The following is a 25,333-nucleotide window of genomic DNA, read 5'->3' as shown; positions in this document are numbered from 1 at the left end:
TATGAGCGAACGTTTCAAAAATATGGTCAAAGTGCCAAAGGAGCCGGTGGCAAAAATGTTGTCACTGACAAACACGCGCCTGAAAACACCCATAGAATCTCCGGTTGCTGCATTAGCCGAAGAGGTTCTGACTGAGTTGGATGGCAAGGGCGCACTGATCGATGTCCTGCGACTTTTGGCAGTTGTTTTGCCGCCGCGCGAACGGGTCTGGTGGGCCTGTTTGGCGGCACGGGACTACATTGGCCCTAAATCCGATAAGGATCCCAAATCGCTGGTTGCATCAGAAGACTGGGTATTCAAACCGACTGAGGAAAACCGCGAGCGAGCCCGTCTGTCGATGGATGATGCTTATATTGACGATGACACTGTAAACATCGCCATGTCGGTACTTTACTCAGACGGGACGTTGGGGCCTGCTGATCTGGCGGAATACCCTGCACCTGCGGGTGGTGCTGAAACCTTTGCATTTGCTATGAATCTCGTGGCGTTGGACAAAAACTCTGATAGGTTTGAGGAATATAGCCAAATGTTGATCGATCGCGCTGTCGATATAGCGCGGGGTGGCAACGGCAAAATGGAAAACAAGGATAAGATGAAGGAGGTGACATAATGCCATTTGCAGCCCGAATGACCGATTTGCATGGGTGTTTGCTTCCTGCAACGCCCCCTGGCGTACCAGTTCCGCCCCCAGGCGTTCCGTTGCCGATTATGTTTCCCTGCGCTGTTGTGCAGCCCGTGCTTATCGGCAAACTACCGGCGGCGCGGGCCACAGATATGACGCTATCCGTACCTCCGCACCCTGTCGTGAAAGGGTCCACAAGTGTCCTGATTGGAAAATTACCTGCAGCACGGGCATTTGATTCCTGTTTGTGCGGCGGGTTTGTCCTTCCCCCCTGCTGCCCAAATGTCATGATCGGAGGATAGGCGCATCTATGCCTGTTAAACTGTCATTCCAATCTTCAGGAACCATGCCCGGTGATGTTGGCAATATGCAGATGCCCGCAGGTGGGAGCCTCAGCCTCGGGCGGGGGCCGGCCAATGACATCGTCTTGCCCGATCCAGAAAGGCAGCTGTCCAAGAGCCATTGTGTAATCGAAGATCACAACGGCAATGTTGTTGTTGTTGATTTTTCAACCAACGGCACCTTCTTGAACTATTCCAAAGTGCCTCTGGGTCGTACACCTACACCGATCAACAACGGTGATATTCTTTCAGTGGGTGGGTATGAACTGCTGGTCGAAATATCCGAAGCGATCGCCCCGCCCATTGCCGACCCCCTTGGTCATAACCAGGTTTCGCACGGGGATGCCAACAATTCGCTTGATCCAATGGATTTGCTAAATGATGTCGGGCCAGGCGGTGATTTCCTTGATGATCTTTTAGGATCGCCCGAAGGGCCGAAAGGCCCAGGTCAAATCAAAACGGCGGATCCGATCGACGATCTCTTGCCGCCGTTAGGTGAGGAGGAAGACGAATTTTTTGCCAAACCTGCGGATAGGTTGAACGAAGATCTCGGACCCAGTCAGGGTATGCACAACCCCAGTGCAAGTGACAGCTTTAGACCTGCGCAATCCTCTGGCCCGGCGATGATACCCGACGATTGGGACGATGATTTGTTGTCTCCCTCCAGTCCACCATCACAACCGGATCCGGCACCCACGCCACAGCAGGTCGCGGATACAGATCCGACCCAACAACCCGCAGAGATCAAAAAACCACGGCCTAAAACCAAGGTTCCGACTCCAAAAGCCAAAAAACCACCTGCCGAAACCGCGCCAGAGCCTGAACCGGCGGCGCAGGGTGGTGCCGATGCAACGGCCACGCCGACCACGATCCAAACCCCGGTTCCAGCACATGGCAATCAGGATGCGGCACGCGCCTTTTTCGCAGCTCTCGATGTTGAAGACCTTGAGATTCCTGATGAGGATTTACACACTTCGATGGCACGTATGGGCCGGGTGATGCGCACCATGATTACTGGTCTGCGCGAAATCCTGATGACGCGCACCTCGATCAAATCAGAGTTCCGCATTGAGCAGACAATGATCAGCGCCGGTGGCAATAATCCATTGAAATTCTCGATCAGCGCGGATCAGGCGATCGAAGCACTGATCAAACCGAAATCGCGCGGCTATCTGGGGTCAGAGACAGCAACAGAACAGGCATTGGACGACATCAAGGCGCATGAAGTGGCAATGGTGACGGGGATGGAAGCTGCCCTGAAGGGTATTTTGGCCAAACTTGACCCTGAAGTGCTGGGCGCACAAATTGAATCGGGTGGCAGCTTCAGCTCTTTGTTGAAGGGCAAGAAGGCGCGTTATTGGGAAGTATACGAAAAAATGTATGGCCAGATTGCCGATCAGGCCGAGAATGATTTTCACGAGCTCTTTAGCCGCGAATTTGCGCGAGCCTATAAAGATCAGCTTGAAAAGTTAAAATAACCTCACGCACCGATTGGTGCACTGGGGCGACACAGGGAGAATTATGTGTCCTGGGACAGTAAAGTGCTTTGGACGGAGGGGTTGTTTTTGCAGCCTCACCATTTCCAACAGTCGGACCGCCACAAGGAAGCGCTCATCGCGGGGCTTGCGCGCCGCATCCGGCCCTATGGTTGGGGAGTCAATGCCCTCGAGATCGACGAAGAAGTGCTTAAGGTGGGCCAATTCGCGCTAAAGGGCTGTTCGGGTCTGACCCATGACGGCATGGTATTCCGGGTGCCACAGACCGAAGATCATCCACCCGCCCTGGAAGTGCCGGAGACCATCAAGGATTGCGTGGTCTATCTAACGGTCCCGCAACGCCGGCAAGGTGCCGTAGAAGTCGACCTGAGCGGCGCGGAGCAATCAGTCAGCCGCCTGCGCCCGGCAGAGCTTGAAATCACCGACACCATGGGGCGCGATCAAAAACCGGTGACGATCGGCGTCGGCAAGATGCGGTTGCAATTTGCTTTGGCCGTTGATGAACTGGCCGACATGCTGGCGATTCCGATTGCACGGATCATCGAGGTACGCCCGGACAAGGAAATAATCCTTGACCGCAGCTTTATTCCCAGCTGCATCGACGTGCGTGCCGCCAGTCCCTTGGAAGGGTTCATCCGCGAGATCGAAGGACTGTTGTCGCACCGGATGACCGCGCTTGCGGGACGTCTATCCGAAGGGGGTGCCGCCAAGGCGGTCGCGGAAGTGTCGGACTTTCTGTTGCTGACCGTCATCAACCGGATGATCCCCGTGTTCCGTCATCTGACCACGTTGGAAAACCTGCACCCCGAAGATGCCTATCGCCATTGTGTCGCTTTGGCCGGTGAATTGTCGGTGTTCATGACGACCAGCAAACAACCTCCTGAATTTCCTGCCTATCAGCATGACAACCTTTCAGTCACCTTTGCGCCCGTAATCCGTACCCTGCGCCAATATCTAAGTTCGGTTCTGGAACAAACGGCAATTTCGATACCCTTGGAGGCGCGCAAGTACGGCGTTTACGTCGGTGTCATTTCGGACCGCAAGCTGATCAATACAGCCGGTTTTGTGCTGGCCGTACAGGCGGAAATTCCTGCAGAAGACGTCAGACGCCATTTTGCCGGTCAGGCCAAGATCGGCCCTGTCGAAGAAATTCGCCAACTTGTCAATTCCGCCCTGCCGGGGATCACGTTACGCCCCATGCCGGTTGCGCCACGCCAAATTCCCTATCATGCAGGAGTAGTATATTTCGAGCTCGCCGCCGACAGCCCATATTGGGGCAAAATGACCACATCTGGCGGCATCGCGGTGCATGTATCAGGACAATATCCCGGTCTGAACATGGAGCTTTGGGCGATCCGCAATTCGTAGCATTAAGTAGAAGAGGCAAGCCATGTCATCCGACGACCCGTTTGCAGAAGACGATGATACTGACAAGACAGTAATCCGCCCCAATCCGGGCGGTCGTCGCACGGCTGCGGCTACGCCACCACCCCGCGCCATACCGCATGAACCAATGGAAGCCCCCACGCCGTCGCCAGGATTTGACGCTATGGGCATTCCACCTGCTGCTGCAGCGCCGCAGGCGACAAAACGTGATGGGCCGCAAGAGGCCGAAATGGTTCTTACGGGCATGAACCAGCTCACTGCCTGTGCGGCCCCGTTGTTTTCCTTGATCAGCCGGATCCGCAACCGCGCCCAGCATATGGACCCTGACAAGCTGCGGTCCTCTGTCGTTGCCGAGGTTCGCGCCTTTGAAAACCGCGCCTTGCAGGCAGGGGTGCCTGCGCAAACCGTGAAAATTGCACGGTACGCCCTTTGCGCGACGCTGGATGATGTGGTTCTGAATACGCCCTGGGGCGGACAATCAAGCTGGGGCCTGCAATCAATGGTCGGCACCTTCCACCGCGAAACAGTTGGTGGTGACCGGTTTTATGACCTTCTTGCGCGGCTAGAAAAGGAACCGGGCAATAACCTCGATGTCCTCGAATTCATTTATATGTGTCTTTCGCTCGGCTTTGAAGGCCGTCTGCGTGTTGAGCAGGGCGGGTCCGACAAGCATCTGCAAATCCGGCAAGGTCTGGCGCGGATCATTCGCGGCCAGCGCGGTGATGTTGAACGTGACCTGTCGCCGCATTGGGAAGGCGAGGATAAACCGTTTCGCGTTTTATCTGCCTGGCGTCTGGTCTGGATTGCACTTGCAACAACCGCCGCGCTGCTGGCAATTCAATTCACCAGCCTCTCCTATCTGCTTGGGACCAAGACAGAACGGTTGATCGGCCAGCTCTCGGTTATCGACAACGGACCACCAGCCGAACTGCAACGCCGCGCGCCGCCGCCGCCACCCACACCGCCCGCCTCGTCAGAGGAAGTGCGGCTGAAGAAAGTGGTTAACTTTCTGCAAAAAGAAATCGATGACGGCATCGTCAATGTCTTTCAAAAGGGCAACACATTGGTCATTCGCATTGCAGGTTCTGGCATGTTTGGCTCTGGCTCCGACCAGCTGACGAAAAAGTTCATAGACCCCATCGCCCGTGTAGCAAATTCGCTGAATGATGAACCGGGGCCGGTAATTATCACCGGACATTCCGACAATGTCCCGATCAAATCGTCACGCTTTCCTTCCAACATGCATCTCAGTCTGGCACGCGCGAAATCCGTCATGGCGTCGATGGCGGGCACGATCACGGACCCCAGCCGACTTTCTGCCGAAGGTCGGGCAGAAAAAGAACCGATCGCAGACAATGGCACACGTGAAGGCCGCGCCAAAAACCGGCGCATCGAAGTGTTGCTGGTGCAGGAGGCCTCATAATGTACGGACGCCGCATACTCCGCTTTTTCTTCAAGTCGATTTATACAATCTTCATACTGGTCGCGATCTGTCTGTCGCTTTGCGTCTGGTTCCTTGCCCCATTCATCGGTGGTGACACATGGCGCCCCTTTGACAGCATGACATCCCGCATCATCCTGATCTGCGGGATCTGGTTCTTCTTCTTTGGCTTGATGTTGTTTGTCTTCTTGCGCCGCCGTCGCAAAGACAAGGCGATGACAGATGAAATTGCCGAACAGATGGATGATTCTGGTGATGACGTCACCGCTGCGGAATTGGGCGAACTTCGTGACAAGCTCAAACTCGCGATGGCGGAACTGCGCAAATCCAAAAATGGGCGCAAACATCTGAACGAACTGCCTTGGTACGTCATGATCGGCCCGCCCGGCGCGGGCAAGACGACGGCGATTGTGAACTCCGGCCTGAAATTTCCGCTGGCTGACAGCATGGGCAAGACAGCGATTGGCGGCGTTGGGGGAACCCGGAACTGTGACTGGTGGTTCACCAATGATGCGGTGCTGATCGACACCGCGGGGCGTTATACAACACAGGAAAGTGACCAGGAGACTGACAACGCCGGTTGGATCGGCTTTCTTGGACTGCTCAAGAAATATCGCAAACGCCAACCGATCAATGGCGCAATGATTGCCATTTCCCTCAGCGATCTGTTGCAACAGGACGAGGTGACACAGGCCAGCCATGCCATGGCCGTGCGGCGGCGCCTGAATGAACTGCGCGAAAAACTGGGGGTGCGTTTCCCTGTTTATGTTCTGTTCACCAAAGCAGATTTGATTGCAGGCTTCTCCGAATTTTATGACAATCTGGGTAAGGAAGACCGGGAACAGGTCTGGGGTTTTACCCTCCCGTTGGACACATCCAAGGGCGAAACCTCTCCAGTTGCCGCTTTCGACACTGAATTTGCGCTGCTTCTGGGCCAACTCAACGCGCAATGCCTTGAACGTATGCAGACCGAAATTGATCCGCAACGCCGCTCTCTCGTTGCGGGCTTTCCCAGTCAGGTTGCAGCAATGCGCACGGTTGCGCACAGCTTTCTCTCTGAAGTATTTCAGGACAACCGGTATGAACAACGTCATATGTTGCGCGGCATTTACTTTACCTCCGGCACCCAGGAAGGCACACCAATTGACCGTTTGATGCTGGGGATGGCACGCACTTTTGGTATCGGGCGCCAGGCAATTGGCACAGGCCAGGGGCAGGGGCGTTCCTATTTTCTTACGCGCTTGTTCGAACAGGTGATCTTTCCCGAAGCTGGGCTTGTCTCTGCAGATGACAAGGTTGAACGTCGATATCGCTGGACCAAGCGGGCGGCGATCGCTGCAACAATCATCGTCGCCTTGTTGACGGGCACGCTGTTCACCCGCAGCTATCTGGGCAATCAGGACTTGATCGAACAGGCCTCTACCTATGTCGACAGCTATCAACAACTCAGCTCGATCTTGCCCGGTAGCCCCTTGGGCGACACGGATCTGCCGCCGGTGGTTGACGCCTTGAACGTCTTACGCGACATGCCGACAAATCCCGCCCTGGGTGATCCTGATCCCGAAAGGCGCCTGACCTACGGGCTTTATCAGGGAGAGGTTATCGGGACGCAGGCGGCACAAACCTATCGCGCAGCGCTTAACCAGCGCCTTTTGCCACGTTTGTTGTTGCGCCTCGAAGAACAGATCAGCGGCAATGTGAACAATCCCGACCTTCTGTACGAAGCATTGAAGATCTATTTGATGCTGGGCCTTGAAGGACCGATGAACGCCGATCTCGTGCGCGAATGGATGGACATTGATTGGGGTATCACCTTTGCCGGTGCCAGCCGCGCCGATCTGCGCGAAGATCTGAAGTTTCACCTGAATGCGATGCTGTCTCAACCGATGGAGAAGATTTCGCTCAACGGACCGCTGGTCGAACAGGTACAGGGCATATTGTCCGAGATGCCCCTGGCCCAACGGGTGTACAACGGCATCATCAACAGCCCGTCGGCGGCAAGCCTGCCGGAATGGCGCATCACCGAAGCAGGCGGCCCTGCCGTCACAAGGGTATTGGTACGATCTTCGGGCAAGCCATTGAATGTCGGTGTCGAGGGAATTTTTACCTATGACGGTTTTAACGACGTGTTTCTGGGCGAGGCGCTGGGTGTTGCCAAACGTATCCAGGGCGAAAGCTGGGTGCTTGGCCCGCGCGGCGAGGCAGAACAATCTGATGCTGCGTTAACAGCCCTCAGCCGGGATGTGTTGGATCTTTACTATAATGACTATATCGCACGTTATGACGCAATCCTCGGTGATATTGACGTGATCCCGCTTGAATCTCTCAGCCATGCTGTAGAGGTCACCAATGTCCTTTCAGGTCCGACCTCACCTTTGGTGAATATCCTGACCGAAATCGCCAAAGAAACCAAACTGACGGAAAAGCGCGGCGGTTTACTGGGAAGCGACGAGGTCTCTGACGGCTTGGGCCGGATCGCCCAGATCGAAGCCCGCTCAAGCCTCAGCATCCAGGGTGAAATCCTTCTGGAGGCATTACAACGTTCTGCCGGGAACCAGGCCAACGGTGCCCCGCCGAAACCGCCTGGATCCTATGTCGAGGACCGGTTTGAATGGTTACACACTTTGGTTGAACGCCCGGAAGGGCAGGACAGCCAGCTGGATTTACTGATTGCAACCTTGCAAGAAGTCTATCAGGAACTGAACAAGATGTCCTTTAGCGGGGTGGCCGCGACTGCCGCCGAAGGCGGCACCGCGACGCAACGCTTTCAACAGATGGCCGGCCGCATTCCCGGCCCCCTGGAACGCTGGGCTAGCCAGATCACCAGCAGTTCAACAGGCATCACTGCGGATGGCACACGCTCGTCAATCAACGCCAAATGGCAATCATCTGTATTGCCCTTTTGCACACAGGCGCTGGAAAACCGTTATCCCTTCAACCGCCGCGCTCGTGCGGATGTGGCAATGGCAGACTTTCAGAAGGTATTCGCCCCTGGCGGGATGATCGACACGTTTTTTGCCGAGAACCTGTCGAAATTCGTGGACATAGGGACCCGTCCCTGGACCTGGAAAAAAGTCAATGATGTCGATTTGGGCATTTCTCCTGCGGTCTTGCTCCAAATGCAATATGCCGCAGAAATACGCGACGCCTTCTTCGCCGGTGCACCCAATCCGCAGGTGAATTTCCAGATCACACCTGAAGCTCTGGATCCCAAGGCAGAGTCGGTGCAATTGACCATAGGTTCCCAGAACGTATTGTTTGAAACCCGCCGGCCCAACAACACCCCCGTTGCCATTACCTGGCCCGGCACCGTCGGACTTGCCGGTGTCGTCTTTCAGCCCAACCTTAGCAACGGTGAAAGCCAACTTGCCAAAGACGGCCCCTGGGCATGGTTCCGGCTGCTGGATGCGGCTGAAATCCGACGCACCAATGTATCCGACCGCAAGCGCGTGATCTTTAACGTTTCGGGACGCATCGCGATCTTCCAACTTCAATCAGGGTCGGTGATCAATCCGTTTGCGCTTCCTGCGCTTACGAAATTCAGCTGCCCCAAGACATTTTGATGCGGTGGGGATCAACAACATGAGCGGTGGTTTCGGTGCATTTGGCAAAACACCAGCCTTGGGCGATTTTTTCCACATCAATGCACCGCAGGGGTTTGTACGGGTGTGGGATGAATGGCTGCAAACCACCATGATGACCGCCGCATCTGCCGCCGGTGACGAATGGGATGATCAATATATGTCGTCGCCAATCTGGCGTTTCACCTTGGCTGCCGGGCTCGCAGGACCGGCAAAGGTCCATGGGGTGTTGATGCCATCGGTCGACCGCGTCGGGCGCCGCTTTCCACTGTCCCTCATGGCAACGATAGCAGGGGACATCCCGGCGTCCTTTGATCATTTCACCAACGATGACACGTTCGAGCAACTCGAAGATCTTGCTCTGGCGACCTTGGAAGACGACATGGATCGTGACCGATTGGCAACCTTGTTGACCGAAATCACGCCCCCCCCGACACTTGCGGACGCACCACTGCGCCGGGCCGGCAAGACGCTGGTGCTCAGCAGCACGCAGCAACAAGGCATCGCGCCATCTTTTGCCACGGAACTGATCAATGGTGTCATCGCGATGCCCAGTTTGTGGAGCACTTTGGTAGACAAAGACTGCTACGCTATGGTGTGTGACGGACTACCCGATGCGCATCAGGCACGCGCCCTTTTTGACTTGAATGCCCCCTTGTGGGTTGAAGCGAGGCCCACCTCATGACCCTGCGAACCCGTTTTTCCGTACAGACCCACGTGGGTTTGAAACGCAAAGTCAACGAAGACGCGGTTCTGTCTTTGCCAGAGTTGAACATCTGGCTGGTGTCTGACGGCATGGGGGGCCACGCCGCAGGCGATTATGCCAGCCGGCTGATCGTCGACATGGTTGCCGCAATCCCGCTTGATCTGGATCCAAGTGACAGAATGCGAGCTTTGCGCGACACCATTCAAGAAGCTCATCGTGTCATCCGCGCCGAAGCAGCCGAACAGGGGTTTGATGTCATCGGTGCCACAGTCGTTGCATTGCTATTGGCAGAAGGCCACTTTGCCGCGCTTTGGGCTGGTGACAGCAGGCTATACCGTTTGCGCGATGGCGAAATCGAGATGCTGACGACGGATCATTCGGTCGTCGCCGTACTTGTCGATGCAGGGCAAATGACTTGGGACGAAGCAGAAAACCATCCACAGTCGAATGCCATCACCCGTGCCGTTGGCGTGGGCGAGGAAGAACTGGAACTCGACAAGGTCAGAGGCGAGATTGCGCCGGGTGACCGTTTTCTCATTTGTTCCGACGGGCTCACCAAATATGCCACCTTTGAAATGCTGCGCCATTCCTTGAGCACCCAACCAATCGAAATGATTTGCGAACACCTGACACAAATCGCATTGGCGGGCGGCGGAGGCGATAACATCACCTCGGCGGTGATCGACATCATCTGACGATTAAGCAGGCAGGCACCTGATCCTCAGGTCCAGAACCGTTACTTTTCAGCCGAAATCAGGATGCGCGTGTCCAGCGATTCAACCAGATCGTCTGCAGCGCGCTCGCTCAGGGCTTCGGTGTAACCCAGGGCGGATTCCGTTCCGGGACGCATTTGGCGAAACAGCGGCGCATAGGAATGCAAAACAATAATCTTGCTCTTGCCCAATGCCGAAGAATCAATTGAAAATGCGATCTTGCCCTCGGCCCGCTCATTGGTCGGGAAAGCCACCCTAAGTGGCACGCGCCCATTGCGCCCTTCCCTCAACGCCTCAACAGAATTGTTCACCCGGCCCAGATTGGGCATCAGGTGATAGACCACTCCGGATACATCCAGAATAGACACTGAAATATACCCCGTGGTCAGCCCTGCCGGTATCACGACGTCAATCACAGGGTTCTGATTAACCAGGAACCGACCTGAGGGAACTTCCTGTCCGGTAGCACCATCGCTGAACTTGATCTCGATCTCACTGGAAGGAGCCTGTGGCAGATAATTTTCCACAAGACAAAGTGTTGAATTCAGTATCTCTGCATCGATTACCACGATGCGATCATCCGCAATATCTTCGATCGCATCCTGCAATGATTCTACAGAATCTGCAGTGGCCAGCGTCCCGGTAATCAGGATCGGTTCCTCTGGACCATAGCCAACGGGGCCGGGGCTGTTGGCCTGGATCAAGGGACCACAATCGGCATATTGCGCCAAAAGAAAATCAACCTCAGCCGCATCCAGGAACAGTGAGGTCAGCGTCAATTCAATATCGCCCGTCAGCCCCCCGGGCCAGTCGCCGGAATATTTGGCAGTCAGCGATGCAAGCAGTTCTGAATCTGTGGTGCTGCCGGTGATCTGCGCGTCATTACCGGTCAAGGCCAGACGCCACTCATCAAGTGGCACGACATCATCCAGGACCGCCATCACATCTGTTTGCCAGCTTGGAACGATGTCGCCAGTAGCCAACGTCAGGTCAGTTGTACCACCCAAATCGTTCATCCGTGCGGTCAATTCTTCCTTCATCTTGGCGTTAGGCACAAAACCATTCGCCGAAGCAGGAACTGTTTCTGGGTTGTCAATGACCAGCACAAACGGATCTACGGGCGGGAACTTTGGGGTGCCTTCCCCAAATAGCCCGCCGAACCACGCTGCGGCACCGCCACCGATCAAGACAATAGCCAACGCCACCACCATCAACCCGCCCGATCGTTTTCCCGCTTGGGGCGTCGGCGCGGATGTGACCGGCGGTGCGGGCGCTGGTTTCGCTTCGGTAACCGGCTTTGGCGTCGGCGCGGTTTTTGGCGGTGGTACAATAATTGTTTCTTCTGAGAGAGATTCGTCGTTCCCCCCGTTTCGAATAAAGGCAAGAACCTCATTCATGTTCTGGAACCGATCGCCCGGCACCGGTGCCGTCATCTTGTCCAACAATGATTTTAATGGTTCTGGAACATCAGCCGTGTCTAAGGGTTTGTTCTTGTTCTGCACCACCTCCATCGGATTGGCCCCGATGTCAGGGGATTTACCCCGGAAATTCGCCAGAATCAGCGCACCAAGGGAATAAATATCAGATCGCGCATCCGTGTTACCGCTTAGCTGCTCAGGGGCGGCATAGGCATATTTACCGGCAAACTCATTGCCCACGATCGTTTCCGCACCGGGGTTGGTATCCTTGGCAATGCCGAAATCAATGACGACGGCCTCGGCCGGGTTGCCATTACGCAGAATGATATTGTCGGGAGACAGGTCGCGGTGGACGATGCTTCGGTCATGGGCGGCTTTCAGCCCTTCGGAGACTCGTTTGCACAGGATCAACAGGTCCTCTGCCGACATCGGCCCCTCATCGAGTTTCTGATCAAGGCCGGGCCCTTCGATATAGTCCATCAACAGATAGACAAGCCCCTCGGATGTACGGTTGTTTTCGGCATAGCGTACAATCGCATCATGCCTGACCTCGCGAATTTCCTCTTCACGGGTCATCAGTACCAGATAATCGTCGTTGCCTGAAAATTCGGCCTTGAGCACCTTTACAGCAACCAAGCGGCCCGAAATTTCATTCCGGGCGCGATAGACGTCGGAAGTGCCGCCTCGCCCCAACAACGCCTCTATCCGGTACGTATTGTTCAGCACGTCACCGATTTGGAACGCATCGCCGGGGCGGGGGTCAGACATGGTTCAATCCATTTAGCACAAGATGTCGCGCGGGGCGCTTAGCCAAGCGCCTGGAACTCGACCCGGCGGTTGGCGTCTGCACGTGGATTGTCGGCATCAAACGGCACGGTTTCACCCATCCCGATGGCGCGCAAACGGCTTCCATCAATACCGCAACTTGTCACCATGTGTCGCTTGACTTCTTCGGCACGAAGCAACGACAGGTTTTGGTTATAAGTAGCGGTTCCGGAACTGTCGGTATGGCCGATAATCTGAAACACTGCCACATCGACCGCCTTCATCGCTTCACACAGGCTTGCCAACTTGGGCTTCTCGTCCTCCCGCAGGGCTGCGCTGTCGAAATCAAAACTGATTTTGACATTAACCTGATCGGCTTTGTCCACAGCGACATATTTATCGTCTACGACAACCTCAGTCGGCGCAGAAGAATCGGTCTGTTCCGTTGGGACAATCACCAAACCGCGTGTCTTTTGCTTGTTAAAGGCGTTCTTGATCTCATCTGCGGTCAATTCTGACTGGGCCAAAGCCGCCTGGCCAACCAAAGTCAGCAATGCAGCCGAAGCGACTGCGGTGAGGGCACGTAGAAATAACATATCTCCTCCTTTCAAAAAGTAGTTCATCAAATGTATGATACACAGAGTATACGACAGCGGCCCCGGTCACAACGGTTTTGACGCAACCCTTACACTTGTCCTAAGCTGTGCCAGGCGACCACCTAAGTCATTTTCAGAAAGAACATTTTCATGCGGGTCATTCCAGCGATCATTATTGCCGTTGCCATCATCTTGGCCCCGATCCTCTGGTTCGTCATTCCCATGGTGTTCGGCTTGAACGATACGGGCCGTGGCCCCGCCATAGACAGCCAGGCGAGAATCGAAATTGAGGTTCTGAATCAACAGGTTGAAGACATTCGCCTGCGTCTCGAAGACATCCGCGAGGGCATGTCTGCCCTGGGTCAGGAAGTGCGCAATCGCCCAGCGTTCCAACGCCAGATGCCCGCCACCGGACTGGGCGGATCAGCAGGGGTCAATCAGGGTGCCGAGGTCTTTCAGCAAAACGGTACCAACGACATTATTGACGCTTACGCCCAAGTCGTTTTGATCGCGGATCGCCGAAATGTGAATAAAGGACTGAAAACCGCCGGTCCGAGCTACCTGGCGGAGAAACTGGGCAGACCGCGCGAGGTGCTCTCGGACAAATGCGAACCGATGACGAATCCGCGGCTGAAGCCAAAATTGAAAACCCAGCGGGTAGGTCCAATTCGCGTGACAATGTTGCAGCCTGCGCTCGATTCGTTAACCCGCGTGTTTGAAAATGTACGCATCACTGATCCGGATCTCTATGCCCGTATCAACACCGCTGGTGCCCTTTGTGTACGCCGCATCAGAGGCACCAGAAACAGCATCTCGACCCATGCTTTCGGACTGGCTGTTGATCTTAATATTGATGGCAAGCTCGACACGCTCGGGGATGGCAGAACCCAGCTCGGCCTGACCATCCTCGCCGATTTTTTCCGTACCGAAGGCTGGGTATGGGGCGCATCCTGGCGGCGCGAGGACAGCATGCATTTTGAGGTCAGCCGCAAACAACTGGACGCCTGGATCGCCGAGGGGAAGCTTTAGTTGCGGAATCTCAAGGGTCGTTGCGACCTAAAACCACCATAACCCTAATTATGTTATATTAAAAGAAAGACTTTGCAGCTACAGTCTTTTCATCTCTTGTCGGTCTCTACAGTCAGTCGGAACTCTGTACCTGAATCCATATCGCTTGACCAATTCAGGCTGAACCCATGAGCGCAAGCCATACTTTGCGCAATCGAAAGACCAAGCCCGTATCCTTCAGATGATTCTCCTTTCACGAAAGGAACAAACATTTGTTCGACGTCAAAACCTTCTGGTAAAGGTGCAGAATTCCTGACGCTAAATATGTAACGGGCTACATCCCCTGCCCCGGCAAGCGTGACCTTGCCGGAAGAGGTGTGTTTTACTGCGTTCGACAAGAGATTGCTGAGTATGCGCGTGACCACCAGAGGCTGAACTCGCAGATCGATTTCTTCAACAGTTACCGAAAAGATCAGCCCTTTTGCTTCGGCTTCCTTGCGGAACATGCGGCCCAGCGTATCGCAAAGCATCCGGGTTGAGACGACTTCAGTTCCGTCTTGTGCGGCACTTGCGTCACGCAAAGGGGCATTCTCGGCATTTTCCGTTTCAAGGTAACTCGCCGCAAGACTGTCGAGATAGTCAAAGGCCGCTGCCAACTGGTTCTTGATCTCTTGAGGTTGGTCCTGGGTCACGGCAGCCATGGTTCCGCGCAAGGAAACAATGGGCTGCCGAATGTCATGAGATGCCGTGGCGAGACGCATCGTATGTCTTTTGGCGATTTCTTGGGCGCGGGAATAGTTTTTTTCCGCCTCCAGCAGCGCCATTGATTGTTCCGCTTCCCGCTTTGCAGCGGCCAGCGACTGGCGGACAGAAGCATCACGTTCGCGCAGAATGGCAATCACCTGTTGGACCAGTAACAGTGTAGACAATGCGACAATCGCCACAAAGGCAAGCCGAACAGCAAAGCTGGCATCAAACCCTTCGTCCAGTTCTCCTAGTGTCGCAATCCCAATCAACAACAAAGCCGCTGCAATCGCGACATAGTTCCGACGGCGGAAAAAGGAAGAACCGGAACGTGCCGAGATGACCACCGCGTGACAGAGATAAGCCAACCCACCAAGCAGCGCCATCACGATCGGCATGGTGCCATCGGTGATGGGCCACTTGAGCCCCAGCACGACCCATGGCAGGGCGCTGGCGGCAATCAAGACAGGCCGCAAGATTGACAACCGGCTGCCCGGCGCAATGGCGACAGCCGTTTGCAGGAAATGCAAGCTGACAAGAACCAGTCCCGCAATCACAAGACTGGTGTACCCTACTGCCAAACCGATCCAGAACTGGCTGGTTGTATATTGCTCGTAAAACGCAAACCAAATCAGGCTTGCCATCGTCAAAAAGATAAAGCGCAGCCAGTGGCTCAGTTTCATCGACAGCGCCAGCGCCAACAAGATCAACAGAACCGACATCAAAGATGCATATGTTGCGACGGTTTCAACGACCTCGTCAAAGTTCAGGATCAAGGCTTCGATCTGTTCCTGCGTGCGGCCGGGCAATGGGTCATAGTCATCTACATCACCATCGGACCTGTCCGCCAAAGCCACCAGAGCATTGCAGTGATACATCAAAAAGGTGCATGCTGCCTGCCACCGGATACGCCTGCAGCGTTCTCTTGTCTGAATTTGCGACATGTGGCACCTTTCTTTGCAAAAGTAATGTGCCATGTCCGACCACAGTACAAAACAATTTCGCGCCGTCATAGCCGACGATCACCAGATTGTTCGCGATGGTCTGCGGGTTGCCCTTGAAACCGCAGGTGTAGTCGGGATTCGCCCGATCCGTGTTGTGACAGAAGCACAGAACGGTTTGGAAGCCATCGAAATCGTAAAACGGGAAACCCCAGACCTGCTGTTGCTCGACATCTCGATGCCCCTGGCGTCGGGTGCCGAAATTCTGGCAGACATCAAACGGTGGAGCCCTGATACTCGCATTGTGGTCCTGACAGCTGTTACCTCTGTCGGTTTACTCAGTAGTATTGTGCAAAGCGGTGTAGACGGATTGTTTTCCAAAGCCTCGGACAATGCAGAACTCTTTGCCAAGCTGCCGGTGATTCTGGCAGGCGGGCGTCACATCGAAACATCTTTGGTGGCTCTGCTGCGCGATACGGAACCACTGGGCCAACTCACCTTGCGCGAGCGTCAATCACTGAACATGATCGTTGCAGGACGCACCAATGCCGAGATTGCGGCCAGGATGGGTGTCAGCCCGAAAACCGCAGAAAAGCACCGGTCTTCTTTGATGCAGAAGTTGGGCGTGAAATCGGTGGTCGAACTGATGTCAAAAGCCTTGCGTGAAGGGTTGATCGAAGAACAAGGTCATTTGGAGTAGCCGCATCGGTCGTCAACTGTGTAAACAGAATACGACCGTCGCATTCAAACAAAAGGATCGCGTCATGCCAGCCATTCTGTGCCGCATTTTTCTCATCGCCGCCGTAATGCTGCAACCCCACTTTGCCCGCGCTGATGATACGACGGCCGACAAGCGATTCATTATCTCAGCAGAACTTGAACTGGGCGTCGAGGCCAACGTGAAGGCTGATGATACCGACAGCGAGGTGCGCGATGTCTTTCTCAGCGGTGAACTGGAACTGGCTTTTGCCCTGACGGAACGCATCACCTTGTTCTCAGAACTCTCGTTGGAAAGTGTGACAGATGCCGAACAGAACCGTGCCTTTGATGACATTGCGCTTTTTGTGGGTACGCTGGGGCTTTCGTTTGACCTTGATCCGGTCACACTCAGCATTGGCAAGATCAGTCCCGCCTTCGGGTCCGCATGGGACACGGCGCCGGGATATTTCGGCACAGCATTCGCAGAAGACTACGAATTGGAAGAAATGATCGGCCTGTCGGCGGAATTGGAACTGGGTGCGGCCACATTGACCCTGTCGGCCTTCTATCCCGATGATACGCGACTCAGCGACAGCTTTGGCACCCGGCGGGGTCGTAATGATCCACGCGGGGGGGATGTGGGCAACACCGGCAAACTGAATAATTTTGCCCTGCAATATGATCGCGAAATAAACGACACCACTCTGCATTTTGGCCTGCGACATCTTGCACGGGGTGAAGAAGACAACGACGAAAACGCCATCGCTTTGGGTCTGAGCCACAACTTTGGCGATGAGATTGAGGTGATCGCGGAACTTGCCCATTTCAACGGCTGGGAAGGATCGGAAGCAAAGGCAAACATTGCCACGCTCGGTGCCAGCCTGAGGCGGGGTGCCTACACATGGAGCGCAGCAGTGTCCAAACGCGGCATTTCCGATACGCCCAGTGATCATATGATCGCGCTAGGGGTGGATTATCAATTCGACAACGGCATGACCCTGTCTGCGGGTTATGCGCGGATTCGGGAGGAAGAAGAGAACAATAACCTCGTGGCCCTGTCCATTGTGATCCCGATCGATTGATATGAAACGGCGGTGAACAAAATGGGGGGTTTCCCCCATATCCAGGTTTACGGTTGAAGGGTAACGTTGATCCAAGCTTTATTTAGGAGAGATCAAATGGCCGCAATGGAAGCAGTTTCACTCGCTATCGGTGTCGTTGGATTGGCGTTATCAGCCGCAGGGCTTGTCGGCGGCAACGACAGTGATGAGGCCCGTCAGGACACGCTGGAATCTGTCAAGAACCAGATTGGTGATATCGAAAAACTGGTCGAAGCCGGCATTGATGCGCAGATCGCAGAGTCGATTTCAGAGTCGCAGACGGCGTTAAACGAATTGACTCGCTTTATGGAAACCGAAAACGCAGGGCTGCGTCAGGACATCGGCCAGGCGGCCATCCGGCTGGCCAACGAAGGGCTGAACGGCGTCGTCGGTCAGGTGATGGCGATCAAGGATGCAGGCCTGTCGATCGAGGCGCTTGCGCATTATTATTCTTCGCTCAGCTATGCGATTGCAGCGCGCCAATCGGTAGCGATCACGGTTGAAAATGGCCCGCTTGGATCGCGCGGCCTTCATGAACAGATCAAGACGGCGATGGATGTCCTCTTTGACGCAAACAATTATTCGAATGGACTCGGACCCGGAAACAGTATTGTTGGCGCAATGGAAGCCAATATTTTCGCCCAGACAACGGCCTTTTCCGATGTCCCGGCCGGAGAGCAGGCCGATGAGCAAACCTCGGTTACCTATACTCTTTTCAACTACACCGACCGCAGCCCCTTAAACCCGATCCGAGATTCTGTGACGGTAACCAGGGAATTCAGCGGCAGTGTTTTCACGGGCGATTTTCAGGTCGAGAGCAACGAGAGTTTTGGGCAGCGTCTGAATAGCGCGTTCAAGGAACTGAAACGGGACCTGGTCGAAACTGTAAAACTCGATCTCGGAATCACGGCGCTGGAAAACATTGTAAAGAATGCATCTGAGTTTCTGGCGCAGACGCCTGGCAACATCGAAAACACCTACGAATTTTCCCTATCCGCAAATGACGATGTCCAAGTCGGCACATCCAAGTCGGATTATATGGACGGCAACCGGGGCGATGATGTTTTGAATGGCAGGAACGGCCCGGACGCCATTGAAGGCGGGCTGGGCAACGACATCCTTTATGGTGGAGAGGGAAAGGATTTTCTTAACGGAGGTGCGGGAGATGATGTGATCATGGGTGGTGCTGCATTCGGAGAACACGACACAGATGACACTGCACGCTTTGACGGACTCTCAGCGGATTACCGGATCGAAGGCGGGGTTGATTATGCGCTTGTTACCAATCTTCTGGACGGGTCCCGCGATAAGGTCTTTGGTGTCGACTACCTGCGCTTTGACGACGGTGTCCAGACCCTCGGCGCAGGCTCGGCATTGGATGATGCCGGCGATCCAGCTGACTTCGTCACTGCTGAACGCGTGGCACTGCTATACGAGGCTGCCCTGAACCGCGATGGCGACATCGACACACCGGGCCTGAATTTTTATATTCAGGTGACCGAACGGGACAATCTAAGCGACGAGTTCCTCGCTGCTGATCTGATGACCAGCCCCGAATTCACCGCAAGTTTTGGTGATGTGAACATGCTGAGCAATAGTGATTTCCTTGAACAGATTTATCTCAATGTGCTCGACCGCGCATCGGATGCCGCTGGCCGCCAATTCTATCTTGACCTGTTGAATGACAACACGATCACCAAGGCGCTTGCCCTCGCCGACATCGCCATCAGCCCCGAAAACACCACGGAATCCGTTGATGTACTGATGGGCCTCTATGAAAACTCTGCAGGTGAATGGAGCTTTATCTAGAGCCGGGCAGAGATTGGCGGAAAAAAATCCGCAGCTTAATCAGTGACACCTCAAACAGTATCACTGCCAGATCTACCAACTACTTTGATATATCCCGGTTTTGGGAATGACTGCTCAGCTCTCGCCAAGCATCAAACTGTGAAAGGAAGACCTTTCCATTCAGTTCATGGATGAGATGGGATTTCTTAAGTCTATCCATCACCGGGCCTTTTACTTCGGACAAATGCAAACCCACGTCAAAATCCTTTAGCCTTTGGTTGACCGCCTCCAGACTTTCGAGCGCGGAGTAATCCACTTCGTTCACGGCGGAGAACATCAGGACGACATTTTTGATCTCGCTTCCCTCGCTTACGCGGGCCTGAATAAGATCTTGTAAAAAACGGGAATTGATGAAGTAAAGGCTTTCATCGACACGCAACGAGAGCACAGACGGGTCTGTCTCTACTTTATGGCGGTGAATATTTCGGAAATGCTGGCTGTTCGGTACCAACCCTACTTCGGCAACGTGAGGGCGCGAGGTCTTGTAAAGATGCAGCAAAATTGAGATCGTGACACCGCTTGCCACACCCACCTCGACGCCCATCGTCAGGGTCAACAAAATGGTGGCGAGCACGGCAAGGAAATCGTCCCTGTTGTAGCCCCAAGTTTTCCGCAGGATCGATAAATCAACGAGGCTGAGAACCGCTACGATGATTGTGGCTGCAAGCGTCGCTTTTGGCAGAAAATACACCAAGGGAGTCAGAAACAAAGCCGCGATGGCCAAACCAATCGCGGTATAGATGCCCGCTGCTGGCGTTTCAGAACCGGAATCAAAATTAACCACAGAGCGGGAAAACCCCCCCGTGACGGGAAAGCCACCTGTGAATGCCGCACCAAGGTTTGCGGCACCAAGCCCGATTAATTCCTGGTTCGGGTCGATCTGTTGACGCTTCTTTGCAGCAAGCGTTTGCGCAACTGAAATGCTTTCGACGAAACCAATGATCGAAATCAGGATAGCGGGCACCAACAACGATCCGACAAGTTCTGGGGAAACACCGGGCAAGGTCAAGGGTGGCAAACTCTGTGGAACCTCACCGACAATTTTCACACCTTTGTCAGCTAACCCAAAAATCCAGACCGTAACCGTTGTCGCAACAACGGCGGCAACAGGTCCAGCCTTGGTCAGGACGTCAGCCATCAGCAGGGATAACCCCATCCTTTTCAGGACAGGTTTAAGATTCTTGCGAACCCAAAACAGAAACGCAGTCGTCGATACGCCAATAATCACTGTGATCAAGTTGATTTGGTCCAGATTTCCAAAAAACGAACGCAACATTTGGGGCAAGGTATGACCATCTGCATTGATACCTAAAATATGCGGGAGTTGGCTGACGGCGATAAGAATACCCGAAGCGGTAATAAAGCCAGCAATGACGGGATGGCTAAGAAAATTTGCCAGAAAGCCCAAACGTAAAATGCCCAGAAGAACCAGAAATCCACCCGACAAAAAGGCCAAGGTCAGGGCGGCAATGGCGTATCCTGCGGTTCCGGTCTCAGCAACTTGTCCCACCGCAGATGCGGTCAGAAGCGACACCACCGCCACAGGTCCAACTGCCAAAGCACGGCTTGTCCCAAAGATTGCATAGAGTACGATTGGCGCAATGGATGCATAAATCCCCGCTTCTGGAGGTAACCCAGCCAAAAGCGCATAGGCCAGCGATTGTGGGATCAGCATGATTGTTACGATCACAGCCGCGATCAAGTCATTGGAGAAAGTATTGCGATCGTAACGGTGGCCCCAGTCAAGGATCGGAAGGTATTGGCGAAGGTAATGCATGGTAAAGGATCCAGGATAACCGACAGTCAAAGCGACATACTCAGACTGCCGCGATTGGGTCTGTGGGCAACGTATCAGCGGATTGAACGGCAAATGCCAGAGCGGTATCCGCAAATCAAGTGCAGCCCGCGCTGGTGGTTATCTAGATTTCCCTGATCTTTTCACGGTTACAGGCTGTTAATCGGAACTTTGAGCATTGGGTTGCCGTCTTTGTCTTTTGGCACCTCGCCTGCCCGCATGTTCACCTGCAATGATGGAATGATAAGTGTGGGCATCGCCAACTGCGCATCCCGTTCCCTGCGGAATTTGACGAAATCATCTTTCGTTTTGTCACCGCCCACGTGGATGTTGTTGGCCTTCTCTTCGGCCACGGATGTTTCCCAGGCGATGTCGCGGCCATTCGGTCCGTAATCATGGCACATGAACAGCCGCATTTCATCGGGCAAACTTAGCACTTTCATGATTGAATCGTACAGGACACCTGCATCCCCGCCTGGGAAGTCAGCCCGCGCGGACCCACCGTCCGGCATGAATAATGTATCGCCCGTAAAGGTCGCGTTGCCCAGGACGTGGACCATGCAGGCAGGTGTATGGCCGGGCGTGAACATCGCGAAGGCCTGCAAATTGCCTATCTCGTAGGTATCACCGTCCTTGAACAATGCATCAAACTGCGACCCGTCGCGCTGAAACTCAGTCCCTTCGTTAAAGATTTTACCGAAAGTTTCCTGTACGATCATGATGCCTTCGCCAACACCAATCTTGCCGCCCAATTCCTGCTGAATATAGGGGGCGGCACTGAGGTGATCTGCGTGGACATGGGTTTCGATGATCCATTCAAGGTTCAAACCGCGCTCCTTGATGTGGGCGATCATGCGATCTGCGCTGTCATGAGTGATGCGGGCGGCGGCATAGTCCAGATCCATTACACTGTCTATGACCGCGCAGGCATCAGAAGTAGGGTCTTTTACAACGTAGCTGATCGTGTTCGTGGCTTCATCAAAGAAGGCTTCGACTTCGGGTATAATGTTCATATTCACCGGATAATTCATCATGGTGTACTCCTTGGAAAACCCACTTCGGGCGGTATTAAGGGATTGGTGTGCCTCGGGATATTTAGAAACTATAACTTTGCAATACATGCATCAGAGTCTTCCTTGCGGCGGGAAATAAGGCTGAACACACCAAATTATTGGTACTCCGTCCACCTCATCAGGTGCAACAGCACCGGTTTTTTTCTGAACAACATCAATCAAGGCCCGGTATCCTGTTTAAATGCCATCCAGAAAAAGGGCTTTGCAGCTCAGTGGCTATCACCTTTGCCTTTGTCATTTCGTGCACGCTTGCCCGCTGCCATCAAAATGAAATTAGAATCCCTCTCAGGCCGACTTTACCTTGGATTGCTCAGCTGACATCAGACGGCGCGCATAGAACCCTGTCGTCACCGCGGCAAGAAAAAGAACAACTTCCCAGCGGCCCGTGCCAAGAGCAGGAATAGCTGCACCAGGGCAAAAACCAGCAATGCCCCAACCAATTCCAAATATCGCGGAACCACCAACAAGGCGCGCATCTATGCTAGAATTGTTCGGTATCTGAAACGCATCATCAAATAATGGGGCTTGGCGGCGCCAAACCAGACGGTAACCGAGAAAAGTGACAATAACCGCACCCCCCATCACAAAGGCAAGGCTCGGGTCCCAGGTGCCCGCGATGTCGAAGAAATTGAAAACCTTCGCCGGGTTGATCATCCCCGAAATCGAAATACCGACGCCAAAAACAAGGCCGGTCAATAGTGCATACAACAGTTTCATTGGCTTCATGCTCCAAACACGTGACGGATCAAATAGACGGTGATGGCGGCAGTTATCATGAAGGTCGGCACAGCCACGATTGAACGCACCGAAAGGCGCGACAGACCGCAGACACCGTGGCCCGAGGTACACCCCGACCCGAGGCTCGCGCCAAATCCAACGATAACGCCACCAATCGCAATCATTAAGGGGCTGACGGGCACTGATAGCTCAGGCATCTGTCCGGTAATCAGAAAAATCAGAACAGGCGACAGGATCATGCCGACCACCATCGCAGCCCGCCATGAAAACTCTGAGCTGTTTTCAGCAAAAACGAGACCGGACATAATGCCGGTTGCGCCAAGAATTCGTCCCAGACCAAGCATGAGAAGAACGGCACCAAGGCCGATCAGCGCGCCACCGCCAAGGGATGCGAAAGGCGTAAACAACGTCTCCATCTCAGCAATCCTTGCAGGTCTTGAGCCCAAGGATCGTGTAGATCGGGCACATCTTCAGTGTTGACGTAGCGAGCATCACAACGCCGATTATTGCGCCACCGTATTTGAATAGTGGGGTGGCAAACAGCGACAGGCCACTGAAAAACGCAAGATAGAGCAATACCGCACCCAAAGCGGCACGCAGGTTTCGGTCTGTAGTTCCGACGTTAACAGTCATTCAATCCTCCAAGGGCTAAGCTGACTACGACGTATTGGTTATTACGCTCCACTTCAGTGATATAGTCACCTAACGATCCAAAAAGACCTGTCTGCCTAGTCACTATTCGCAATGCTGCGCAAAACGGACTTGTTCGATAGTGTGATACGCCCACGGGATTGCACGACCAGGCTGCGTTTCTGAAAATCATGCAAAACGCGAGAGATCACTTCGCGCGCTGTCCCAAGTTCGCTTGCGATTTCTTGATGTGTCGCTGCTATTTCTCTGTCATCACCTGCCAGCGCCAACAGGCGTTCGGCAAGACGTACATCGATACGCCCAAAGGCGACATCGTCAACCACCCGTAAAAGATCAATCAATCGGCGCGAATAGGCGGCGAACACAAACGACCGGAAAGCTGGTTCTTCTGCGACCAACCGATCAAACGACATCTTGGGAAGCACCACCACCTTGATGTCGTTTTCTGCGGTTCCCTCGGCATTGTATGCTTCTTCCGCTAGCATGCAGGCGGTGGTCAGAACGCAGCTTTCGCCAGCATCGACGCGATACAAAACGATATTTCTTCCATTGCCGGAGGTCTGCGAAACCCGGATCGTGCCAGCATACAGAAAGATCAGACTGTCTGGCACATTTTCCGGTCCGAATACCTGATACCCCTTCTTGTGGTCGCGTATGAGGGCAACCTTAAGAAGCCGGTCACGTACCGGTCGTGGCAGGGCCTTTGTCCCTTGAAACCGTTCGGTCCAGTCAATTCCACTCATCGATGTCACGATACCCTCCTCATTCGGCGCATGCCTTGCCCGCAATTCACGCGCGCAGGACGCAATATCCGCAAGTCCCAGATTGTCGAGAATTTCCATACGCCCACTAAAAATCCACCACCACATCCACGCAGCCTGTCCAAATCTCAAGCAGGACCAAGTTCATGCACAAGCTTCACGATGTTGTACTGCCCAAGCCCATGAACCTTGACAACATCATCAACCATATTCCGAATGAGGACCTTGAGCACGGCAAGATGTGGTGAGCATGCACATGGCGCGCGTCTGTTGAGTGTTGCAGCCTGCCCCAATCCAAAAAGGTCTATTGCCAGAACACGCTTTTTACAAGTTGGCTGATCTTGTCATTTAGCAGCTACAGAATTGGTTCAGGCGGCCAAGAATTCGCCAACCCTGGTCAAATTTCATTTTAGGGCCTTGCAGTCCCGTGTCTATCATCCATATACCATCCATACAGATGGAGTTTACAATGACGAACGTAAGACAGCTTCGCGACAAGCAACCTGAGAATGAGAAGATAACGATCAATCTTGGCTTTGTTGATCTGGGCCGTATCGACCTGCTGGTGCAAGAAGGGTTCTACTCAAACCGAAGCGATCTGATCCGAACTGCAATCCGCAACCAGCTTGACACTCACGGAGACATCGTCAGCAAATCGCTGGAACGCTATACAATGGAACTGGGGCTTCGCGATTTTTCTGTCGCTGATCTTGAGGCAGCGCGCGACGCGGGCGAGGCCTTGCACATCAAAGTTGTCGGACTTGCCCGGTTTGATCCCGACATCACACCTGAACTGGCGCTTCAAACCATCGCCTCCATCACTGTGCTGGGGGCTTTGCAAGCCAGCGCAGACCTTAAAAAGGCACTTGCCGACCGCATCAAATAGAATGCGTGCAATTTAAATAGGAAA

Annotated in this window: 22 protein-coding genes; 13 read left to right on the top strand and 9 right to left on the bottom strand. The window is 54.1% G+C overall.

What is annotated here, in order from left to right; all coding sequences use genetic code 11:
* Nucleotide 1: 1 nt before the first annotated feature.
* Genes OS190_RS17305 through OS190_RS17270 form a run of 8 tightly spaced genes read left to right on the top strand, consistent with a single transcriptional unit; the run spans nt 2 to nt 10,268 of the window.
* A complete protein-coding gene (locus OS190_RS17305) occupies nt 2-610 on the top strand; it encodes a DUF6931 family protein (protein WP_267159979.1) in 609 nt (202 codons plus the stop codon).
* The gene (locus OS190_RS17300; protein WP_323370733.1) at nt 610-924 is read left to right on the top strand and encodes a PAAR domain-containing protein; all 315 of its coding nucleotides are present in this window, start codon (nt 610-612) and stop codon (nt 922-924) included. Before OS190_RS17305 ends, OS190_RS17300 begins: the two co-directional genes overlap by 1 nt.
* Nucleotides 925-932: 8 nt before the next feature.
* On the top strand, nt 933-2,441 hold the full coding sequence (tagH, locus tag OS190_RS17295; protein WP_267159978.1) for a type VI secretion system-associated FHA domain protein TagH: 1,509 nt from the start codon (nt 933-935) through the stop codon (nt 2,439-2,441).
* Nucleotides 2,442-2,486: 45 nt separating this feature from the next.
* Nucleotides 2,487-3,827 (top strand): type VI secretion system baseplate subunit TssK, encoded by a 1,341-nt coding sequence (tssK, locus tag OS190_RS17290; RefSeq protein ID WP_267159977.1) that lies wholly within the window; start codon nt 2,487-2,489, stop codon nt 3,825-3,827.
* A 22-nt stretch (nt 3,828-3,849) separates the two neighbouring features.
* Nucleotides 3,850-5,268 carry a type IVB secretion system protein IcmH/DotU gene (gene icmH / locus OS190_RS17285; RefSeq protein ID WP_267159976.1) on the top strand — a complete coding sequence of 473 codons (1,419 nt, stop codon included), beginning with the start codon at nt 3,850-3,852 and terminating at the stop codon, nt 5,266-5,268.
* A complete protein-coding gene (tssM, locus tag OS190_RS17280) occupies nt 5,268-8,849 on the top strand; it encodes a type VI secretion system membrane subunit TssM (protein ID WP_267159975.1) in 3,582 nt (1,193 codons plus the stop codon). Before icmH ends, tssM begins: the two co-directional genes overlap by 1 nt.
* Nucleotides 8,850-8,868: 19 nt before the next feature.
* Nucleotides 8,869-9,552 carry a type VI secretion system-associated protein TagF gene (tagF, locus tag OS190_RS17275; RefSeq protein ID WP_267159974.1) on the top strand — a complete coding sequence of 228 codons (684 nt, stop codon included), beginning with the start codon at nt 8,869-8,871 and terminating at the stop codon, nt 9,550-9,552.
* A complete protein-coding gene (locus OS190_RS17270) occupies nt 9,549-10,268 on the top strand; it encodes a PP2C family protein-serine/threonine phosphatase (RefSeq protein WP_267159973.1) in 720 nt (239 codons plus the stop codon). The genes tagF and OS190_RS17270 overlap by 4 nt, the downstream gene beginning before the upstream one ends.
* A gap of 41 nt (nt 10,269-10,309) precedes the next feature.
* Here OS190_RS17270 and OS190_RS17265 read toward each other — a convergent pair whose 3' ends face one another.
* Nucleotides 10,310-12,472, bottom strand: a complete 2,163-nt coding sequence (locus OS190_RS17265; protein ID WP_267159972.1) for a serine/threonine-protein kinase — start codon at nt 12,470-12,472, stop codon at nt 10,310-10,312.
* A gap of 38 nt (nt 12,473-12,510) precedes the next feature.
* Nucleotides 12,511-13,065, bottom strand: a complete 555-nt coding sequence (locus OS190_RS17260; protein WP_267159971.1) for an OmpA family protein — start codon at nt 13,063-13,065, stop codon at nt 12,511-12,513.
* Nucleotides 13,066-13,215: 150 nt separating this feature from the next.
* Between OS190_RS17260 and OS190_RS17255 the strand changes: the two genes are divergently transcribed.
* Nucleotides 13,216-14,094 carry a M15 family metallopeptidase gene (locus OS190_RS17255; RefSeq protein ID WP_267159970.1) on the top strand — a complete coding sequence of 293 codons (879 nt, stop codon included), beginning with the start codon at nt 13,216-13,218 and terminating at the stop codon, nt 14,092-14,094.
* An 89-nt stretch (nt 14,095-14,183) separates the two neighbouring features.
* Here OS190_RS17255 and OS190_RS17250 read toward each other — a convergent pair whose 3' ends face one another.
* The gene (locus OS190_RS17250) at nt 14,184-15,695 is read right to left on the bottom strand and encodes a sensor histidine kinase (RefSeq protein ID WP_267159969.1); all 1,512 of its coding nucleotides are present in this window, start codon (nt 15,693-15,695) and stop codon (nt 14,184-14,186) included.
* Nucleotides 15,696-15,792: 97 nt separating this feature from the next.
* Between OS190_RS17250 and OS190_RS17245 the strand changes: the two genes are divergently transcribed.
* The 3 genes from OS190_RS17245 (at nt 15,793) to OS190_RS17235 (ending at nt 19,366) form a co-directional block, all read left to right on the top strand.
* Nucleotides 15,793-16,458 (top strand): response regulator, encoded by a 666-nt coding sequence (locus tag OS190_RS17245; protein WP_267159968.1) that lies wholly within the window; start codon nt 15,793-15,795, stop codon nt 16,456-16,458.
* 64 nt (nt 16,459-16,522) lie between these two features.
* Nucleotides 16,523-17,539: a porin gene (locus tag OS190_RS17240; protein WP_267159967.1), complete on the top strand. Its 1,017-nt coding sequence runs from the start codon at nt 16,523-16,525 to the stop codon at nt 17,537-17,539.
* 96 nt (nt 17,540-17,635) lie between these two features.
* Nucleotides 17,636-19,366, top strand: coding sequence for a DUF4214 domain-containing protein (locus OS190_RS17235; protein WP_267159966.1), 1,731 nt, complete (start codon nt 17,636-17,638; stop codon nt 19,364-19,366).
* 79 nt (nt 19,367-19,445) lie between these two features.
* Here the strand turns inward: OS190_RS17235 and OS190_RS17230 are convergent, their stop codons facing one another.
* The 6 genes from OS190_RS17230 to OS190_RS17205 all read right to left on the bottom strand — a co-directional run bounded on the left by OS190_RS17230 (nt 19,446) and on the right by OS190_RS17205 (nt 24,405).
* Entirely contained in the window at nt 19,446-21,182 is a 1,737-nt protein-coding gene (locus tag OS190_RS17230; RefSeq protein ID WP_267159965.1) for a SulP family inorganic anion transporter, read from the bottom strand.
* Between the two features lie 167 nt (nt 21,183-21,349).
* Nucleotides 21,350-22,234 carry an MBL fold metallo-hydrolase gene (locus tag OS190_RS17225; RefSeq protein WP_267159964.1) on the bottom strand — a complete coding sequence of 295 codons (885 nt, stop codon included), beginning with the start codon at nt 22,232-22,234 and terminating at the stop codon, nt 21,350-21,352.
* A gap of 324 nt (nt 22,235-22,558) precedes the next feature.
* Nucleotides 22,559-22,990 (bottom strand): DUF6691 family protein, encoded by a 432-nt coding sequence (locus tag OS190_RS17220; RefSeq protein WP_267159963.1) that lies wholly within the window; start codon nt 22,988-22,990, stop codon nt 22,559-22,561.
* 5 nt (nt 22,991-22,995) lie between these two features.
* A complete protein-coding gene (locus OS190_RS17215; protein WP_267159962.1) occupies nt 22,996-23,427 on the bottom strand; it encodes a YeeE/YedE family protein in 432 nt (143 codons plus the stop codon).
* Between the two features lies 1 nt (nt 23,428).
* Complete coding sequence (locus OS190_RS17210; protein ID WP_267159961.1) at nt 23,429-23,644, bottom strand: YgaP family membrane protein; 216 nt, start codon at nt 23,642-23,644, stop codon at nt 23,429-23,431.
* A gap of 95 nt (nt 23,645-23,739) precedes the next feature.
* On the bottom strand, nt 23,740-24,405 hold the full coding sequence (locus tag OS190_RS17205; protein ID WP_267159991.1) for a Crp/Fnr family transcriptional regulator: 666 nt from the start codon (nt 24,403-24,405) through the stop codon (nt 23,740-23,742).
* Between the two features lie 487 nt (nt 24,406-24,892).
* Here OS190_RS17205 and OS190_RS17200 point away from each other — a divergent pair, with 487 nt between their 5' ends.
* Nucleotides 24,893-25,309 (top strand): ribbon-helix-helix domain-containing protein, encoded by a 417-nt coding sequence (locus OS190_RS17200; RefSeq protein ID WP_267159960.1) that lies wholly within the window; start codon nt 24,893-24,895, stop codon nt 25,307-25,309.
* Nucleotides 25,310-25,333: the final 24 nt, after the last annotated feature.

The sequence above is a fragment of the Sulfitobacter sp. F26204 genome, assembly GCF_026410305.1.
In the GTDB taxonomy this organism is placed as follows: domain Bacteria; phylum Pseudomonadota; class Alphaproteobacteria; order Rhodobacterales; family Rhodobacteraceae; genus Sulfitobacter.
Note: the sequence above shows the minus strand (reverse complement) of the source record. Positions and strands in the feature narration are given on the sequence as shown.